Here is an 18,481-nt window from a genome sequence, read left to right on the forward strand (position 1 = left end):
AAATGTTTGACTTGCTCATTTGCTTTTTTGATAGTGTGTGCTCACTTAAAATTTAACGTTGGCGCTTTGTTTTGTTCAGTTTTCAAAGAGCAATAATGGAGCGGGTGAAGAGAATCGAACTCTCATCATCAGCTTGGAAGGCTGAGGTTTTACCACTAAACTACACCCGCATTTAATTTTAAAGTATTTTCAGAAAGAAAGAATGGTCGGGAAGACAGGATTCGAACCTGCGACCCCTTGGTCCCAAACCAAGTGCTCTACCAAGCTGAGCTACTTCCCGTAAAATATGGTGCGCCCGGCGGGAGTCGAACCTACAACCTTCTGATTCGTAGTCAGATGCTCTATCCAATTGAGCTACGGGCGCTAATTTCTATGATGTTATTGGTGCGGCCGAGAGGAGTCGAACCTCCACGGGGTTTCCCCCACTAGGCCCTCAACCTAGCGCGTCTGCCATTCCGCCACGACCGCGAAAGCGACTTTGTAAGTTTAACACCTTTTCAACTTGATGTCAAGAAGAAAAATATCAGTGCGGGTGAAGGGACTTGAACCCCCACGCCTTGCGGCGCCAGATCCTAAGTCTGGTGCGTCTGCCAATTCCGCCACACCCGCGAAAATAAATGGTGAGCCATGAAGGATTCGAACCTTCGACCCTCTGATTAAAAGTCAGATGCTCTACCAACTGAGCTAATGGCTCTAAATAAAAATGGCTGGGCTAGAAGGGATCGAACCTTCGCATGACGGAATCAAAATCCGTTGCCTTACCGCTTGGCTATAGCCCAATAATCAAATACTAATTAACAGCCAGGATAATATTATATCACGATAATATTTATTTGGCAAGTGTTTTTTAAAGAAAAAATGGCGGTCCCGACGGGAATCGAACCCGCGATCTCCTGCGTGACAGGCAGGCATGTTAACCGCTACACCACGGGACCAGTATTTTGATTGTGTATAAGAAAGTGACCCATACGGGATTCGAACCCGTGTTACCGCCGTGAAAGGGCGGTGTCTTAACCGCTTGACCAATGGGCCTTGATATAAAAATGTGTAACTGGCGGAGAAGGAGGGATTTGAACCCTCGCGCCGCTTACGCGACCTACACCCTTAGCAGGGGCGCCTCTTCAGCCTCTTGAGTACTTCCCCAAAAAATGGCTCCGCAGGTAGGACTCGAACCTACGACCGTTCGGTTAACAGCCGAATGCTCTACCACTGAGCTACTGCGGAATAATGAAAATTGGGTTCCTTTTTCACGCTCAAGGACCTTAGTGTTTGTCGTTAAGGACAAGTTGTTATCTTGTCGACTCTTATGATTATAAAGAGGTTGCAACCTAAAGTCAAGAGTTCTTTTGTGTTTTTTTATTTCTTTGTTTTTTGCTCCTTAAACCCTTGGTAAATCAATGTCCCACGACATTTACCACAAACGAAACGGGTAGTGTCGATTCGTTTTTTTCTTATATATACCTGCTGACATTCTTCACATTTATATTGAATTGTATTCATCTTTTTCTTAAATTGGTTAGATGGCAGCGGCTCGCAAAATCTCGGTGCCCCCACTTTTTTGAGTAAATGCTTAAAGTCCGCATCACGATGCTGGTACCCCTTCTTCTCGATGTGCAGATGGTAATGGCACAATTCATGCTTAATGATTCCAATCATTTCTTCCACACCGCGTTCATCAAGATACTTCTTATTTATTTCTATATTGTGTGAACGGAGCAAGTATCGTCCTCCTGTTGTCCGGAGACGCGGATTAAAACTCGCTTGGTGTCTAAAGGCCTTTTTAAAGTCTTTCAACGAAATTTCTTCTACTAGCTTTTGCAATTGACGATTATCCATTTCCCCCTCCCTTTCCTTGGTAACATGACAACCCATTATAACATAGACTAATAATACAATAGGAAACTAAGGGAGGAAAAGCTATGCCTAATTGGTTCCAGAATCAAATCCGCAAAGCCTTTTATGAAAAGGATTATTATCAAGTGAAGATGTTGAATCAATGTTGGTTTTTTTATCAAAAGAAAGAAAGTCTCAGGTTATAGATTCGACATTGTTCCAAGTATAAATACATCATTTCAAAAAAACCCCTTCTAATATAGAAGGAGCTTACCTGAGGCTAGTTTTGATCCTTTGGCTCGAGCATCGTTAAAGATACCCTTTGCTTTTGGGAGTCAACAAGTTCGACCCAGACTGTGACAACATCCCCAACGGCAACTACATCCAATGGGTGCTTTACAAACCGGTTGCTCAGTTTAGAAATATGCACCAGTCCATCCTGTTTAACACCGATGTCCACAAACGCACCAAAATCCACAACATTCCTCACTGTACCTTGTAATTCCATCCCAGTTTGCAGATCCTCCATTTTTAGTACATCCTGCTTAAGCAGCGGTTTTGATAACTCATCCCGAGGATCTCTTCCCGGTTTCATCAAATCATCGATGATATCTTTAATCGTAATTTCCCCAATTTCCAATTCATTGACCAAATCAGCCGGATTTAATTTACCTAACTCTTCATTCAGTGCATCACTGCCTAAATCATCAGATGTGAATCCCATTTTCTTCAATAATTTATTCACGGCACTGTAGTTCTCAGGATGTATCGCGGTTTGATCTAAAGGTTCATCTCCATTAATGATACGTAAGAACCCTATACATTGTTCATATGTTTTGGCACCAAGCCGGGGAATCTTCTTTAATTCCTTCCTGCTTGAAAACTTCCCTTCCACTTCCCTTTTCTTCACAATATTTTGAGCAACCGATTTTGATAAACCAGCTACATATTGTAATAGAGACGATGAAGCGGTATTGACATTAACACCCACCTGGTTAACAGCTGTTTCCACTACAAAGGTGAGGGATTCCGTTAACTTTTTCTGAGACACATCATGTTGATACTGGCCTACTCCCACCGATTGCGGATCAATTTTTACAAGTTCAGCAAGGGGATCTTGAAGCCTTCTGCCTATCGAAACGGCGCTTCTCTGTTCTACTTGAAGGTCCGGAAACTCTTCACGGGCAATATCCGAAGCTGAATACACACTAGCTCCCGCTTCATTAACAATTATATATGAAATGTTCCCTTTCACTTCTTTTAGAATATCTGCAATGAATTGCTCTGATTCACGTGATGCCGTACCATTGCCGATTGCCACGATCTCAACCGAGAACCGCTGAAGTATTTCGATCGTTTTTTCACGGGCAGCATGAAGTTTCGCAGCAGGAGGATGCGGATAGATTACACTGATATCGAGTACCTTTCCGGTTTCATCAATGACAGCAAGTTTACAGCCAGTCCGATATGCCGGATCTAAGGCGAGGACCACTTTTCCTTTAAGCGGAGGCTGCAAGAGCAGGTTCCGGAGGTTTTCAGAAAAAATGTGGATAGCTTGATCCTCCGCTTTTTCCGTCAGCTCTTTTCTGATCTCCCGCTCTACAGAAGGCATGATCAAACGCTTAAGTCCATCCTCAATCGCAGATTTAAGAACAACTTGGGCTTCAGATTTGTTATTTTTAATGATTTTACGTTCCAGATGACCAATGATGACTTCAGTCCTGGGCTGAATGGAAATTCGCAAAACCTCTTCCTTTTCACCTCTATTCAGCGCCAATACCCGATGTGGTACGATTCTTTGAACCGGCTCCTCATATTCATAGTACATTTCAAAGATTTTTTTCTCGTCTTTCTCTTCATTTTTCACAGTTGAAACCACTTTTCCAGCTTTGAAAATTTCAGCCCTTATCCACTTCCTTAATTCCGCATCATCGGAAATATGTTCAGCTATGATATCCTGCGCACCTGCAATAGCCTCTTCAATAGAAGGAACTTCTTTTTCTGCCGATATGAATTCAGCTGCTTTTTCGCTGACTCGAGGATGCATTTGACATTCCAAAAGCCAATTAGCCAGTGGTTCAAGACCCTTTTCTTTAGCAACTGTCGCTTTCGTTCTCCTTTTTTGTTTGAATGGCCTGTATAAATCCTCGACTTCCTGCAGTTTTGTTGCCTTCTCGATTTGTTTTGTTAATTCTTCCGTCAATTTTCCCTGTTCACCAATTGAACGCGTAACTTCCGCTTTCCTCTGGCCAAGGTTTTCTAGATAGTTCCATCTTTCCATAATGGAACGAATCTGCACTTCATCAAGTGAACCAGTCATTTCTTTTCTATACCGTGCGATAAAAGGGACAGTATTCCCCTCTTGCAGCATCTGTATGACGTTTTGGACCTGATGATTTTTCAAAGTCAGCTCATTGGATATTTGTTTTATCAATTCTTTTAATGTATCTTCTATAACGATCATTTTGTATACCTCCAACCTTTTGATCTAATATATATAGTCTAGCAAATGAGCGATGAAGTTGCGAATTCCATACAAAAAAGCTCACTTCCGAATCATGGCGAAAGTAAGCTTCCTAAAATGAAAGTTGTATCATCTGCAGTTAATGGACTGCTTTTTAATATGCATTGGGCGTTCTTATCGATAGGGACCAGCCTTTTTAAAAAAGACTTAGCTCCCTTAAGTTCCAAACCATCGGAATGAAGAATGAATTTTGCATTTGGTTCATATTTGTATCTCTGCGTCCTGTATTTTTGTTTCCTGCCGGATAAATACCCTGTAACAGGTAAAGGGTAAACGAGTTTATCGTCGCTTGGATTATACAGGAAAAAGCGGATGTTACCCACTGAACTGTATACAAATTCATTCTTGTCATAAAAGATTTTCAAAATGGAAACGGCTGCCCCCCGTTTATCGACTAAAACTTGATTGCACACTGCCATTAATGCTTCCACATCCAAATCATGATTACGTTTAACTTCCTCGATGACGGCATGGGATGAATCGTATGCATTTTTCCCGCTGCCTAGCCCATCTGCCAGGACACATACAAAGTATTCTTCCGTATGAAGAAAAAAGTAATCATCGCCACAGTAAACCATCCCGTTTTTAGACGATTGAGAGACAAGGACTTCTATTTTTTCTCCCCTCAGAATATCTTTTATCACTGAATTAACTCCGAGTTTTCAGCATTAATGGCTTCTTGAAGTTTCTTGATCGCGCGGCGTTGGAGCCTTGACACATGCATTTGGGAAATCCCAAGCTTATCGCCAGCTTCTTTCTGGCTTAAATTCTCTAAATAAGTATGTTGAATGATCATCTTTTCACGGTCACTCAGCACATGAAGCACTTTTTCAAGCACAAGACGCTGATTGACCTTTTCAAAACCTTCATCGACATTTCCGAATATATCAAGCAATGTGACAGTGCCGCCATCAGAATCCGCCTCAATAGAATGATCCACGGATAAAGCTTGATAGCTTTTTCCCATTTCCATCGCCTCTAAAACTTCTTCCTCGGTCACGCCTATACTATCGGCTATTTCATCTATTCTTGGTGAACGGTGCAGAGTTGTCGTTAACTCCTCGACAGTCACCCTGATTTTCGGACCTAGTTCCTTAATTCTCCTTGGCACATGGACACTCCATGTTTTGTCACGAAGGAACCTTTTGATTTCCCCGATAATAGTGGGGACGGCAAATGCCTCAAAGCTCTTGCCGAAGGATTCATCATATCGTCGAATGGCACCTAATAGACCAATCATGCCGACTTGGGAGATATCCTCCTGAAATGATTTCCCTTTCGCATACTTACGGGAGATTGTTTCAACCAAACTTTTATAATGGATGACGAGATTACTCTGCGCTTCTTCATCTTGATTCTGCTGGTAAGCTCTGATCCATTCATTTACCTGTTCTCTTTGTGCCTGATTAGGTTGAGACTGTTTTTGCATCCATCTCCACCTGCTCTCCTTCTAAAAACTTAGTCATAAATACAGTAACCCCATCATGCTGATGAATTTTTACATCATCCATCAGAGTTTCAATAAGGTAAAGACCCAAGCCTCCTTCTCTCAAAAGTTCGACTTTTTGTCCATTTTCGTATGGACCTAGCCCTTGACGAACCTCCTCGAAATTACAGCTCTTGCCACTATCGGAAACCATGACCTCCAAACGGTCAGGATAAAGGCCGAAACTTACTTTCACTTCACCTTTTTCAGAATCCTTATATGCATGCTGTACCGCATTTGTACAAGCTTCACTGGTAGCGATTTTCAAATCCTCTATTTCATCATACGCAAATCCCATCCGGCTTCCAATTCCAGAAAGCGTTAAACGAATGACACCGATGAATTCTGGTTTTGCAGGTATTTTCATTTCGATGTAATCATATACTTGACTCATTCTAACCCACCCTCTGTACCACTTTTTATATCAATGATATCTGCAAGACCTGTTATATCAAATAAACGTCGTAACCTTTCCGATAATCCAACTAACGTGAACTCGCCATTATGTGCCCTTACGCTTTTAAAAGCACCGACGAATACCCCAAGTCCCGTACTATCCATATACGAAACTTCAGTTAGATCAATAGTAATCGAAACATTTTCCTGCTCTGAAATTGGAAATAATGATTCTCTTAGTTTCGGCGCAGTATAAGCATCGATTTCACCTTTTAGTTTTACATTAAATTCAGTATTCAATTCATTAACATCTACTGTTATATTCATCCTTGACCCACCTCTTCAAATCCTCTTCATTCCTATATCTATACCCAGCAGAAACAATACTAAACATTTGATTTTAAAATTATTAATGTAAAATCATCCCTCAGTTGGAAATTCTGCATTTTCTCCAATTGTTTATATATATTATTCACCATTTCCTGGGCTTGCAAATGCATATTCTTTCTAATCAAACCAATAAGCGTTTCCCTTTCTATGAACCCATCATTCGTGCGGCACTCCGTTACTCCGTCAGATAATAAAATGATCATGTCTCCACGATTCACCGTTTTTTCATATTGGCGATACCTTGTTTTTTTATCAACGCCAAGCAACAAGCCCTTTGCATCCAAATCGCTAAAAGTACCTGTAGCTGCGTCATAGTAAAATCCAGGTTCATGTCCGGCTGAAGCATAGGAAAATTGCCTGTCATGCGGATCATATAAACCATAGAACATGGTTATGAACATGCTTGGATCAACATTATGCTCCACAACCCGGTTCAAGCTCTCAAGTACACTATTGGGTTCATGACGATGCTCCGGAAGACTGTCCATCGCATATTTGATCATCGACATGCACAGCGCAGCAGGGATCCCTTTTCCTATGACATCGGCTATCCCTACCCCTATACGCTCATTTTCATCCTGGACGAAGTGATAGTAATCCCCGTTCATCTGCCTCGCAGGAACACTGATCGCCCCAATTTCAAGAGCTTTGATATCAGGAATTTCCGTTTCCAAAAGAGTGTGTTGAACGTTTGCCGCTATCTCGATTTCCGTTTTCAGTTCCTGCTGTTGATGTCTGAGGCTTTGATGTTCACGGTATGCAATGCCGTAGCCCATCATGACTTCTAGCAGAAAATCGAAAGAATCCAATACTTTTCCCGGTAATTCCGGGTAAAGTTCCATTAAGTTATTTTTATGCATACTTATGATTTCTTCTGGAGATATATTGTATTTGATATGTAGGCGGCTAATCTTCTGCCCTTGATAGAGTGCCTGCTCATTTTGGTCTTTAAGATAAGTAGAAAGCGCCTCATGATACTTTTTCTCCATGTTCTCCCTAATATCCATAGTCCCCCCCTAACGGAGCCATTTCGTCGCGATAATCTTAGTCCCTTCACCTGGTATCGATTCAATATCAAAGTCATCCATTAAACGTTTGGCTCCAGGAAGGCCTGCCCCCAGCCCCCCTGAGGTGGTATATCCATCTTCCATGACTCTGCGGATATCCTCAATTCCCGGCCCTTGGTCTTCTGCAATGATTTTCAATCCTGACTTCCCATTTATATTCAACTTTTCTATGCTAACACTGCCTTGTCCAGCATATAGGTATATGTTTCGGGCCAATTCGCTAATGGCCGTTGTGATTCTCGCCTGGTCTACAGTACCGAACCCCAACTCTTTAGCGACATTTCTTCCGAGCTGCCTTGCAGCTACGATGTCCCATTCATTTATGATTTTTACGCAGGATTGGAACTCCATTCTTTAATCCCCCAATTCCTGTTGTAATTTCTCCAGGCCTTTCTCTAAGTCTAATGCTGTCAGAACATCATCGAGACTAATTCCTAGTTCAATCAATGTTATTGCAACAGCAGGCTGGATTCCCGTAATTACAACTTTGGCCCCCATAAGCTTAGACATGCTAAAGACATCGCCTAATACCTTTGCGATAAAAGAATCAATAAAATCTATTGAGGTAATATCTATAACAACGCCATTCGCGCTTGTTTCATGAATCTTATGCAGTAAATCCTCTTGAAATTGAAGGGCTGTCACATCATCCAATTCCCACTGTATAGAGACTAACAAGCAGTCATAAAGCTTTAATATCGGAATCCTCATACTTATCCCTCCACCTTTACGATCTTACGGCTCGTTAATTCCAACGCAACTTCTATCCCTTTTTTCAACGTATTTTTTGTAATCACTTCATTTAAATTAATGCCAAGATTAACGATGGTTTGAGCTATTTCAGGGCGGATGCCGCATAGTATACATTTGGCGCCCACTAATCTGACTGCTTCAGCAGCTTGAATGATATGGTGGGCAACCATGGTATCCACGACCGGTACGCCCGTAATATCAATAAGAACGACTTCAGATCTATGCTTAACCACGCCAGTCAACAGGTTTTCCATTATCTGTTTGGCACGTTCCGTATCAATCGTACCAATCAGCGGCATTACCGTAATTCCTTCCAATACAGGAATGAGCGGTGCCGAAAGTTCTTGCAACGCTATTTTTTGCATGGAAACGGTTCTTTCCCAAGTTTGAGTATATATATTGACTATTTCATTATTTATCGGTGTCGCCCATTTATCCAAATGGTTAACGAGATTGACTTGATTATCAGGAGTAACGAGACCCTTTTCTACCATTCCATTAATGACAATTAACGTGAACTTATGAAGTCCTTCATTGACGAAAGTAAGAGGCCATCCCAATTGGACGACTTTCTCGGCAAAATCTGAAAGCTTCAATGTGAATTCCTTGTTTTTACTATCAACGTTCGTGATGATCATATCTATAAATTCACTGCTCGTTTGCGTGAACATTCGATCTGAGACAACTTTAATTAATCTTTCGTCCGTACTTTCCTTCATGATGCCCATCCACTCAGTAAGGATGTAATCTTGATTTTGCTTAATAAAATCGTAAACCAATTGATTCATAATATCCTCCCATTCTAACACAATTGCTATGTTTCCCTGTCCACGTCACAAGGATGTTAACTAACTGTAATGTTATTTCCATTTGGAATTCCTTCGAGTTTCTCCACTGCACTTTTGCTTTTTTTAGGTATTTACAACATAACTACATACCCGAAATTCAGGTAAGAAAAACATAAATTAATGAAAAGTTAGGGAGATACCATAAAAAACAATGACATTCCATCCAATATCTAACTGTATAATGTTTTTATTCGTCAAATTTTTCATATTTCCTCCCTGTTTACTTTTTGGACACATGTTTATGTTATTTCATAAAAAAAACACGATTCCCATAGTACAGGAATCGTGCCATCTAAATAATATCAAGAATGATTTGTATTATAATAACGCCCGGTTTAACGGGAAAAATTTTCTTTAAAACTCAATGAGGCCTAAACTTATTTGCAAAGCTTCATTGACTTTTTGCATCATCGGTTCGTCAAGATGCGTAATTTTATCAGTTAAACGCTGCTTATCGATAGTCCGGATCTGTTCTAATAAAATGACGGAATCCCGTTCGAATCCGTACTTTTTTGCATTAATCTCAACATGTGTAGGCAATTTCGCTTTTTGAATTTGAGCTGTAATGGCTGCCACGATCACAGTCGGACTAAAGCGATTACCAATATCGTTTTGTAAAATTAGTACCGGACGGGTTCCACCCTGCTCTGAACCGACTACCGGGGAAAGGTCTGCGAAGTATACGTCACCACGCTTAACAACAATCAATGGCTCAGCCTCCGCTAACTAATCGTTCAACGCAATGACCAGCCTCGAATTCAGCCTGGAAGGCTTCAGAAGCAATCGTTAAATTAATGGCCGCCATTTCAATATAACCGCGTTTCATCGATTCACGAAACTCTTTCTTTTTACGTTCGCGAAGATACATTTTTGTGGCACGATAAATAAATTCACTGCGATTCACATTTTCCTCACTCGCATACCCGTCTAACTCTGTTAAAAAATTTTGAGGTAATCGAATTAATATCTCTCTTGTTGCGCTGGATTCAGACACAAACATACACCTCCACCATCACTACACACCTTTATTATATATCCTTTTCAATATTACCATTAAATTGCCTATCTGCAAAGAGTATATTCTATTCTCAATCCTATTATCAGCATAATAAAGGAAATCTTATTCACAATCTTAGGATTTTTTTACAATCCGCTCATTCCAAAATGAAGTTGCGTGCATGATTCATCTGATTGTCTTTCATATATATGCGGGGCACTCTTGCTCCTATCATGCATGTCACCTCATAGTTGATCGTTTCCAGTTTTGCCGCTATCTCATCGACAGTAATCGATTCATCCCCATCATTCCCGATTAATGTGACCACTGTTCCTACAGGGTATGGTCCAGGCAGCTTGATCATGCATTGATCCATGCAAATCCTTCCGACTATGGGCACTCTTTTTCCATCCACAAGAACTTCCTGACCTTGCAGCTTACGGATCCAACCGTCAGCATACCCGATTGGCAAAGTTCCAATCCATTCATCACCTTCAGACGTATAAGTCGCTCCATAACTAACGCTTTCACCCTTAGCAAGCTGTTTAACCGCGACCATCTCCGTTCTCAATGATATAGCCTGTTTTAATGGAAATGGCAATATCGGCTTCATTTCCATGGAAGGACTCAAACCATACATGGAAATCCCCATTCTTATTGCATTCCATTCTGAATCGGTGAACCTTAAAGAAGCTGCACTATTGGCTGCATGAACATATTCCGGCTTTCCCGTCAATTCGGAAAGCATCCCTTTAAAGAAAGCAAGCTGCTTTTCATATAAGTCCGTCTTCATTTCATCCGCAGTCGCGAAATGAGTGAATATCCCTTGGAAATTGAAACAAGCTTCCCTCTTAAGCAAACTTTCCACTTTCATGAGTTTACCTTTATCTCGAATGCCGATTCTCCCCATGCCGCTATCCACTTTTACATGGATTTGCAAAACTTGTCCCGGTTTCAACAAATCCTTTGCCTTCTCCAACCATGCTTCATCGAAAACCGTCACGGAAATCCCATGCTCGGCAGCAAGCGCTGCACTTTCAGGCCTAGAAGCCCCAAGGACAAGAATCGGAGCCAATATACCTTTTTTCCGTAAGGCAAGAGCCTCATCCAAAAAAGCTACACTTAAAAAATCCGCCCCCGCATCAAGCGCCGTTTTAGCCACTTCATAGTCCCCGTGGCCATAAGCATTGGCTTTAACGACAGCGAAAAGACTAACGCCCTTTCTCAGACTTTTTTTCATTGAAGAGATATTTTCAAAAATATTATCCAAATTTACTTCTGCCCACGTATCTCGATGAAATATTTTCGTTTCCAAGACCTTTTCCTTCTTTCCTACACTCACCATAAGATTCTTCCCAGTAGCGAAGTTTTCGTTTCATTATAGGACCATTCTATAACCAACCGCTAGAAAGATAAAGTGCTTTTTCACCTTGGTCCTCATTTCCCAGCTGCCAGCCTAAATCAAATAATGGGTTAAAAATGTCAACAAGCCGCTTCCCCGCCTATCCTACCCAGAAGAAACCTTCGTAAGGAGACGGGAAACATCAGCTTGTTATGTAATCCTATTTGACTGGATCTTCCCCAACCGAACGGGCGACTCCTATCATCTCTTCCTGTGTCAAATCCTTTGATGCTAGCATGTAATCGACACCTTCAAAAGTCCATGCAATCGTATTTCCCGTCATAGCACCGACAGTATAACCCAAATCAACAGGTTCTCCATTCACATTCGTCGAAACGGAAGTTTGGACTACCTCAGCTTTTTCCTGAACTAATGTAAAACTTTTTGTACCCTCATAGGTCAAAACGACACGTTCTCCCTTTTCCGTCGTAATTTCTTTTTCTTCCGTTAAATTCATATCACCAATATTTTCAGGGTATTTCACTGCAAACCCCTCATTTTGGACTTCTGCCATAACGGGAGCTTCAAGTTGTGCACTTGTCATGTTTTTCTTCATGTCAAATGAATCTTTATCAAAACTCGTATCGAATTTCACTTTTGAGAATTCAACAAGAACCAAAGCGGTCCTATCAGGGTCCATGACTTTTACACTGACTGGGGATAAATCCTTTTTGTTTATAGTAATCTCTTGATATGGTAACATTTTATTGTTTTGGTAGCGCGTTTTCGTTTCAAAGACATAATGTTTATCCGTTTCTTTATATGTCGCACTTTTATCTTCCGTAATGTCTTTCACCAACGACTCGAACAAATAGGCCTGACTGCTGTTCTCCGGCCACTCGCTTTGAAATTTAAAACTTTTATTCAAAGCAGGCGTCAAAACATATACACCATCATCATTTTTCAATATCATCTGGCTTTGATCTTTCTCTTCATTTTTCAGATTCACGCGGTAAAAAGAAGGGTCCTTATGCCAAATCTCCACATTATACACTTGAGGTTCCGTCCCCATCTTTAATGTCATCTTCGCGTTAGCTTTATATCCTTTCATTTCACCAAGCTTCTCATTCAATTCACTCACTACATCACTCTGCGATTTTTGGCCGCAAGCAGAAAGAGCAAGCAAGAGCATGATCCCTGCAAAAAGCATTACCATCTTCTTCATCTTTTCAACCCCTTTTTGTCATTTGAACGTAAAAGGGAGAGGAAAAGGCAGGATCCGGACATTGGCTCGACTGATGTCTTAAATTCCTCAGTATTTTAGACAGGACCATTTCTCGATCCGGCTAAAAACTTTTCGAGAGCACCTACTCTGCCATGTACCTTTTACCGGGCCTTGTCTCCCTATAGCACTAAATGTATATGAGACAACCTTAAGGTTTATGACCCGATTGGACAAAACTCCACTCACCCTTCAATTACGACTTGAGCAACCGCATAATCCCTGCTATGGCTAATCGAAAGATGGACCCCTTCAGAAAACGGCTTAGAAATCACCGGCTTTCCTTTATCATCCGAGATGATTTCAATATCCAAAAAGGATAAGTGTTTACCGATCCCTGTACCGTTCGCTTTTGAAAAAGCCTCCTTTGCCGCAAAACGCCCAGCAAAATACTCGACCTTCCTTCTTCCATTTAACTTTTCGAAAATCAAGATTTCACTTTCCGTCAATATACGATCCTTTAAACGGGGTTGCCGATTAATCAATGTTTCCATTCTATCCAACTCAGTAATGTCCACGCCTATACCTTTAATCACTTTGACACCTCTTCTATTAATTTAATAAGTTGCATATCATTAGGAGGACTCTTTTACCTGAAAATGATAATATTGTATCTAATTAAAAACGATATATAGGAGGAATTTATGTTTACAAGAACAGAAAGCTTCCGCGAATATGCAAATTCTTATCGAGCTGTAACTGTGCTCATACTCATTATGATGCTTGTATTCGTTCTCGTCCTTTTCCCCGTACTTCCCGGCAATGTACTCTTTTATTATGGCACAGGTGTGAATTTATACATCGCTGATGGACAATGGTGGCGTTTGATCACCCCCATCTTTCTACATAGCACGTTTACACATTTACTGTTTAATGGATTCTCACTTGCCATCTTTGGTCCATTCCTGGAGAAATTACTTGGAGCCTTCAAGTTTTCAATCTTCTTTTTATCGACAGGGATCCTTGCCAATATCGCAACCTTCCTGATTAACCCACTGACATATAACCACGTAGGTGCTAGCGGAGCAATTTTTGGTTTACTCGGATTCTTTCTATATCTTGTACTGTTCAATAAAACCAATTTTACGAACAACGAAAGAAATACAGTATATACATTGACCGGAATTGCCATTATCATGACTTTCATCCAACCGCAGATCAACGTTGTCGGTCATTTGGCTGGAATGGCAACCGGCTTTTTAACAGCTCCATTATTCTTAAGAAAAAAATGGTAGGCCAAACAGCCGACTCTTCCTTTCAATCATTGGGAGTCGACTGCTTTTTTAGGTGAATACCATGATTTAATTATTAGGCACTCCTTTTCTTCCACATCAGCAACCATACCGACCCGGGAGGTAATTCCTGATTTAATCGATGCTGTAATGGTGGCTAATTCTTTTCGATTCTGAAACCAGCTTTTTTTATATGTGATTGATTGAATTCTGCTTCTCTGCATGATCAATGTTTGCTTCGAGATAAAACGGCTGCTCAATAGCAATAAATTCCCTTCTATGCTCCAACCTGCATCTCTATATTGCATGTATGCCCAAAAAATCGCCAACGGTACAAGCAAGAAGGAAAGATAACCCCAAGGTCTGAAAAACCATACCAAGGCACCGATGATCGGGATGAGGTATAAAAACTTTCGAAACACATACCGGGAAAGTGCACGCTTGGGTATTGGTGTCATCTCCGTATCCGTTTCATAAACCGGTAAAATTTCCAGGATTTTCTTCTGTAAATGCTTCTTCCTGATTAAAGGGAACAGCATGATGGAAAGACTTTCTTTATCTTCCATGCTCCCTCCCGCATATTCAATATAAACCGTCGCCAATCCCAATGGCTTTCGAATTAAATTCTCCATGATCCGGATACCTTGAATTTTATGGATAGGGATTGTCAGCCGTCTTTTCTCGAGAAGCCCCCTGGAAATAACGATCTCCTCATCCGTTTTTATCACGGTAAAGGAAGCGTATTTAATTACCATACTTAATGTGGCCAGCACATAAACCGCCAATAAAGCCACAAGGGCAAACAAGGTCAGAATGAAGGTCCCCATTTCAATAAAATCTTCATAATCCTTAAATATTCTCTCAAAAGGTATCATTTCATCGAACTGTGAAATAAAAGCGACTGCCCCGGATAGGAAGACACCTACCGCTCCCGAAGTGGCAGCCATAGCGAATAACTGCGGCAGCGTCTGCTTAAAAACGGAAGATGATTTTGCTGCAAATTCATTATCCGCGACTTCATCTTTATCCGTATCTAATGGGTTATACGCATTTTTTTCCTCACTTATAAAAGCATTGATTCGATCCGCATCACTTTTGCTTATGGCTGATAATACGGCATCCGCCTGAGACCCGCCTGCCGTTTCAATATTCAGCTTCACCAGGCTGAATACCCTCTGGATGATACCCTCTGATATATCTATGCTATGAATCCGATCAAACTTTATATATCGTTTCTTCCTTACGAATACCCCGGACTCAATTCTGAATTCGCCCTCTTCTATCCGATATGTAAAGCGTAACCATTGCAAGAATGCATTCCCTATAATCAAAAGTATAATAATGGCAATGACCAGCGGTTGTATCCATCCGGGAATTCCTTCATTCTTCCCAGGAATGACGACCACTAATAAAAAAGGGATAACTAACTCCTTAATCGATTTAATGATGTTAAGCAATACAGCTATGGGGTGAAGCCTTTTAGGATCAGACATCTTCTTCCTCCACACTTGCCATTCTCGAAATATAATGCCGCAATTCATCTGCCTCTGCAAGGTCCAAGGCAGGGATAACATGAAGAGTCGCTGCAGTGGAAATTTCAACGGAGGCTAAATCGTATTTTCTTAATAATGGCCCTTGCTTCGTTTCAACATGCTGAACCCTTATCATGGGTATGAGTGTTCTTTTAATGACGAAAATACCACTTTGGATATCAATTTCAGTATTTCTTACTTCGTAACGCCACCTCTTCCATTTAACCGACGGAATCAGAGAGATAGCCAGATAGGATTGGATTATCGAAATTAGGACCAACGCGCCAATCACCCAATATGTCCAATCAAAAATGATTGTAAGCACGAGTACGGCGATGCTTATAATCCAGGTTATTGAACTGCTTATAAGACCACTGATTTTCCATACGGTTAAGGCCTTATTCGATATACGATTTTCAGGTTCCATGTGCTTCTCCTCTTCCGGACAGGTAATGCTAATTGAATCATCATCATCCATCCTTGCTTTCATCCATTATACTATATTTAAATACTGGAAATTAACCCCTTTTCAAACAAAGGCTGTGAGCATTCCATCCAAATACCGCGGATACCTTCATGAAGAGTTGGAGATGCACATAAAAAAATGCCGCTCAAATGAGCGGCATTCCCAATTCAATTAAATCTTATTAGTTTTTTCTCTTTTTTGGCTCGTGCTGCGGTTTCCGTAACCATTCGATTTACGGTTCGTGCTTGGGCGTTTCCCTGATCCGCTGCCGTAATCTTTTCTGCCTGAAGAACTGCGGCCATTGCGCTGTCTGTTGCCAGTAGATCCGCTTCCTCCGCGATTGCGACGCATTGGAGATGGAGATTCTTCCGTTAACTTGATAGGCGTTTGATCCGGTTCTTTTGTCATTGATTTAAGCATGGCTGCAACTAAATCCGCTGCGCTATGTTTTTGCAATAACTCTTCCGCTTGACCAAGGTATAAAGTTAAATCTTCATTCTCGATTGTATTAAGGATTTTTTCCGTTACTGCTTTTTGTTGACCTTCCAACGCTTCAGTTAACGTAGGAGTCTTAAGTTTCTCCATACGTTTTTTCGTTGTATGTTCAACTGCATGCAGTTGGCCTCTTTCCCTTGGTGTTACAAACGTAATGGCAATACCGTGTTTACCCGCACGTCCTGTACGTCCAATACGGTGAACGTAGCTTTCCGGATCTTGAGGGATATCAAAGTTGTATACGTGAGTTACGCCGGAAATATCAAGTCCACGTGCAGCCACATCAGTAGCGACAAGTACATCGATGCTTCCTTCTTTGAATTTTTTCAATACAGAAAGGCGTTTTGCCTGGCTAAGGTCACCATGAATGCCTTCAGCCATATAACCGCGGATATTCAATGCAGATGCCAATTCATCTACACGGCGTTTCGTACGTCCGAAGACGATCGCAAGATCCGGTGTTTGAATATCGAAAAGGCGTGCAAGTGTATCGAATTTTTCACTTTCTTTTAACTCCAAGTAATATTGTTCGATACGATCCACTGTCATTTCTTTTGCTTTTACACGTACAAGAACTGGTTCTTGCATGAATCTTTCAGCAATTTTACGGATCGGATCAGGCATTGTAGCTGAGAAAAGCAATGTTTGCCTTTCATCAGGAACCGTTGAAAGGATTAATTCAATATCCTCAATGAATCCCATGTTAAGCATTTCATCCGCTTCATCAAGAACTACAGTGTGAACTCCGCCTAATTTAATATTTTTACGTTTGATATGGTCTAAAAGACGACCAGGCGTACCAACGATAATATGTGGTTTTTTCTTTAAAGCACGGATTTGACGGTCGATGTCTTGTCCACCATAAACTGCAAGTACACGAGCACGTTTTCCGTAACCAAGCTTGAAAAGTTCCTCGGAAACTTGAATGGCAAGCTCACGTGTAGGTGCAATGACGATCCCTTGCACGTTTTCGTTATTGATATCGATGTTTTCCATCAACGGAATACCGAATGCTGCTGTTTTACCTGTTCCTGTTTGCGCTTGACCGATTATATCTTTACCTTCAAGTGCTAGAGGTATCGTTTGGGATTGAATCGGGCTCGCTTCCTCAAATCCCATTTTTTCTATTGATTTCATGGACGTTCTATCTAATCCTAATTCGCTAAACAATGTCAATGTTTTCGTACTCCTTTTTATATCGTAAATTTACACGTGCATTCATGGATCATGCACAGATGTTTTAGTTCAAATCCTCATCATCATGACGGATGTTCTTCTTTATCTCTTAATAAAAAGTTTATCATTATCACCTAAAAGTATGTCTGCCTTTTAGTTCAAATGAACTCAATATGATTTTTTAAAAAGGAAATATACCAGTACGGACATTCACTGGCATTTTTAATTTCGCGCACGTGTAAACTTATCATTAACCTACGCTCATCTTTTTAAAAGTACATGTAACCAAAATTAAATTCAATATGGAAAATTAAAAGTAGCATAAACGGTGTTTGACCGTTTTATTCAGGTGAGGGCTGCTGCACCTATTATTCATCAAACTTAAAAAGGCTGGATGAACAAAACTTGACGAGAGCCAAGATTCTTATACAAAACAGGCCCGGTGCGTTGAGGATTTGCAGAAGTGGAAAAGCGCTAAAAATGCGGCTTGATTCCCTAATAGCTACTAAAGCCGCCAAGAGATGCAGCTTTTATATATGACCAGACGCGCGGCCTATTTAATCTAAAATAATCTCAAGAATGAACTCATGAAACATGTAAGAACATACAATTTTGTTGCCTCAACCTGATTAATTTAAATAATCATCAATGATAAGACATTT

General features: G+C 40.9%; 20 protein-coding genes and 11 tRNA genes. 2 read left to right on the forward strand and 29 right to left on the reverse strand.

What is annotated here, in order from left to right; genetic code table 11:
• Window positions 1–96: 96 nt before the first annotated feature.
• The 12 genes from ACZ9AO_RS24715 to ACZ9AO_RS24770 form a co-directional block, all read right to left on the reverse strand.
• Window positions 97–170 (reverse strand) — tRNA-Gly (locus ACZ9AO_RS24715).
• A gap of 33 nt (window positions 171–203) precedes the next feature.
• Window positions 204–280, reverse strand: a tRNA-Pro gene (locus ACZ9AO_RS24720).
• Window positions 281–287: 7 nt separating this feature from the next.
• Window positions 288–364, reverse strand: a tRNA-Arg gene (locus ACZ9AO_RS24725).
• An 18-nt stretch (window positions 365–382) separates the two neighbouring features.
• Window positions 383–468: transfer RNA gene (locus ACZ9AO_RS24730), tRNA-Leu, on the reverse strand.
• Between the two features lie 59 nt (window positions 469–527).
• Window positions 528–609 (reverse strand) — tRNA-Leu (locus tag ACZ9AO_RS24735).
• A gap of 9 nt (window positions 610–618) precedes the next feature.
• A tRNA-Lys gene (locus ACZ9AO_RS24740) sits at window positions 619–694 on the reverse strand.
• 10 nt (window positions 695–704) lie between these two features.
• Window positions 705–779: transfer RNA gene (locus ACZ9AO_RS24745), tRNA-Gln, on the reverse strand.
• A gap of 80 nt (window positions 780–859) precedes the next feature.
• Window positions 860–935, reverse strand: a tRNA-Asp gene (locus ACZ9AO_RS24750).
• Window positions 936–960: 25 nt separating this feature from the next.
• Window positions 961–1,032 (reverse strand) — tRNA-Glu (locus tag ACZ9AO_RS24755).
• 20 nt (window positions 1,033–1,052) lie between these two features.
• Window positions 1,053–1,143 (reverse strand) — tRNA-Ser (locus ACZ9AO_RS24760).
• 6 nt (window positions 1,144–1,149) lie between these two features.
• Window positions 1,150–1,224: transfer RNA gene (locus ACZ9AO_RS24765), tRNA-Asn, on the reverse strand.
• A gap of 132 nt (window positions 1,225–1,356) precedes the next feature.
• Window positions 1,357–1,836 carry a SprT family protein gene (locus ACZ9AO_RS24770; protein WP_476110984.1) on the reverse strand — a complete coding sequence of 160 codons (480 nt, stop codon included), beginning with the start codon at window positions 1,834–1,836 and terminating at the stop codon, window positions 1,357–1,359.
• Window positions 1,837–1,919: 83 nt separating this feature from the next.
• Here ACZ9AO_RS24770 and cmpA point away from each other — a divergent pair, with 83 nt between their 5' ends.
• Complete coding sequence (gene cmpA / locus ACZ9AO_RS24775) at window positions 1,920–2,039, forward strand: cortex morphogenetic protein CmpA (RefSeq protein WP_089364909.1); 120 nt, start codon at window positions 1,920–1,922, stop codon at window positions 2,037–2,039.
• Window positions 2,040–2,113: 74 nt separating this feature from the next.
• Here cmpA and ACZ9AO_RS24780 read toward each other — a convergent pair whose 3' ends face one another.
• The 14 genes from ACZ9AO_RS24780 to acpS all read right to left on the reverse strand — a co-directional run bounded on the left by ACZ9AO_RS24780 (window position 2,114) and on the right by acpS (window position 13,454).
• Entirely contained in the window at window positions 2,114–4,297 is a 2,184-nt protein-coding gene (locus ACZ9AO_RS24780; protein ID WP_318293182.1) for a Tex family protein, read from the reverse strand.
• Between the two features lie 92 nt (window positions 4,298–4,389).
• Window positions 4,390–5,001, reverse strand: coding sequence for a SpoIIE family protein phosphatase (locus ACZ9AO_RS24785; RefSeq protein WP_251544078.1), 612 nt, complete (start codon window positions 4,999–5,001; stop codon window positions 4,390–4,392).
• Complete coding sequence (sigB, locus tag ACZ9AO_RS24790) at window positions 4,998–5,786, reverse strand: RNA polymerase sigma factor SigB (protein WP_034306363.1); 789 nt, start codon at window positions 5,784–5,786, stop codon at window positions 4,998–5,000. Before sigB ends, ACZ9AO_RS24785 begins: the two co-directional genes overlap by 4 nt.
• Window positions 5,764–6,237 carry an anti-sigma B factor RsbW gene (gene rsbW, locus ACZ9AO_RS24795; RefSeq protein ID WP_034306366.1) on the reverse strand — a complete coding sequence of 158 codons (474 nt, stop codon included), beginning with the start codon at window positions 6,235–6,237 and terminating at the stop codon, window positions 5,764–5,766. The genes sigB and rsbW overlap by 23 nt, the downstream gene beginning before the upstream one ends.
• Window positions 6,234–6,566, reverse strand: coding sequence for an anti-sigma factor antagonist (locus tag ACZ9AO_RS24800; protein ID WP_034306369.1), 333 nt, complete (start codon window positions 6,564–6,566; stop codon window positions 6,234–6,236). The genes rsbW and ACZ9AO_RS24800 overlap by 4 nt, the downstream gene beginning before the upstream one ends.
• A gap of 59 nt (window positions 6,567–6,625) precedes the next feature.
• Window positions 6,626–7,636, reverse strand: a complete 1,011-nt coding sequence (locus ACZ9AO_RS24805) for a PP2C family protein-serine/threonine phosphatase (RefSeq protein WP_048682059.1) — start codon at window positions 7,634–7,636, stop codon at window positions 6,626–6,628.
• 9 nt (window positions 7,637–7,645) lie between these two features.
• On the reverse strand, window positions 7,646–8,047 hold the full coding sequence (locus tag ACZ9AO_RS24810; protein WP_048682056.1) for an anti-sigma regulatory factor: 402 nt from the start codon (window positions 8,045–8,047) through the stop codon (window positions 7,646–7,648).
• 3 nt (window positions 8,048–8,050) lie between these two features.
• Entirely contained in the window at window positions 8,051–8,407 is a 357-nt protein-coding gene (locus ACZ9AO_RS24815; protein WP_048682053.1) for an STAS domain-containing protein, read from the reverse strand.
• A gap of 2 nt (window positions 8,408–8,409) precedes the next feature.
• Complete coding sequence (locus ACZ9AO_RS24820; protein WP_048682050.1) at window positions 8,410–9,237, reverse strand: RsbT co-antagonist protein RsbRA; 828 nt, start codon at window positions 9,235–9,237, stop codon at window positions 8,410–8,412.
• A 414-nt stretch (window positions 9,238–9,651) separates the two neighbouring features.
• On the reverse strand, window positions 9,652–10,002 hold the full coding sequence (locus ACZ9AO_RS24825; RefSeq protein ID WP_034306610.1) for a type II toxin-antitoxin system PemK/MazF family toxin: 351 nt from the start codon (window positions 10,000–10,002) through the stop codon (window positions 9,652–9,654).
• 7 nt (window positions 10,003–10,009) lie between these two features.
• The gene (locus ACZ9AO_RS24830; RefSeq protein ID WP_034306380.1) at window positions 10,010–10,291 is read right to left on the reverse strand and encodes a CopG family ribbon-helix-helix protein; all 282 of its coding nucleotides are present in this window, start codon (window positions 10,289–10,291) and stop codon (window positions 10,010–10,012) included.
• Between the two features lie 160 nt (window positions 10,292–10,451).
• Window positions 10,452–11,636 (reverse strand): alanine racemase, encoded by a 1,185-nt coding sequence (gene alr, locus ACZ9AO_RS24835; RefSeq protein ID WP_476110991.1) that lies wholly within the window; start codon window positions 11,634–11,636, stop codon window positions 10,452–10,454.
• 220 nt (window positions 11,637–11,856) lie between these two features.
• Window positions 11,857–12,861: a LolA family protein gene (locus ACZ9AO_RS24840; protein ID WP_476110993.1), complete on the reverse strand. Its 1,005-nt coding sequence runs from the start codon at window positions 12,859–12,861 to the stop codon at window positions 11,857–11,859.
• A gap of 242 nt (window positions 12,862–13,103) precedes the next feature.
• A complete protein-coding gene (gene acpS, locus ACZ9AO_RS24845; protein WP_048682039.1) occupies window positions 13,104–13,454 on the reverse strand; it encodes a holo-ACP synthase in 351 nt (116 codons plus the stop codon).
• A gap of 108 nt (window positions 13,455–13,562) precedes the next feature.
• Here acpS and ACZ9AO_RS24850 point away from each other — a divergent pair, with 108 nt between their 5' ends.
• Window positions 13,563–14,153 carry a rhomboid family intramembrane serine protease gene (locus ACZ9AO_RS24850; protein WP_048682037.1) on the forward strand — a complete coding sequence of 197 codons (591 nt, stop codon included), beginning with the start codon at window positions 13,563–13,565 and terminating at the stop codon, window positions 14,151–14,153.
• A gap of 26 nt (window positions 14,154–14,179) precedes the next feature.
• On the opposite strand, the gene ACZ9AO_RS24855 is transcribed toward ACZ9AO_RS24850, so the two are convergent.
• The 3 genes from ACZ9AO_RS24855 to cshA form a co-directional block, all read right to left on the reverse strand.
• A complete protein-coding gene (locus ACZ9AO_RS24855; protein WP_476110996.1) occupies window positions 14,180–15,643 on the reverse strand; it encodes a PH domain-containing protein in 1,464 nt (487 codons plus the stop codon).
• Window positions 15,636–16,109 (reverse strand): PH domain-containing protein, encoded by a 474-nt coding sequence (locus ACZ9AO_RS24860; RefSeq protein WP_476111017.1) that lies wholly within the window; start codon window positions 16,107–16,109, stop codon window positions 15,636–15,638. The genes ACZ9AO_RS24855 and ACZ9AO_RS24860 overlap by 8 nt, the downstream gene beginning before the upstream one ends.
• Before the next feature lie 210 nt (window positions 16,110–16,319).
• Complete coding sequence (gene cshA, locus ACZ9AO_RS24865; RefSeq protein WP_251544062.1) at window positions 16,320–17,819, reverse strand: degradosome RNA helicase CshA; 1,500 nt, start codon at window positions 17,817–17,819, stop codon at window positions 16,320–16,322.
• Between the last annotated feature and the right edge of the window lie 662 nt (window positions 17,820–18,481).

This window comes from Peribacillus sp. TE19612, assembly GCF_056279465.1.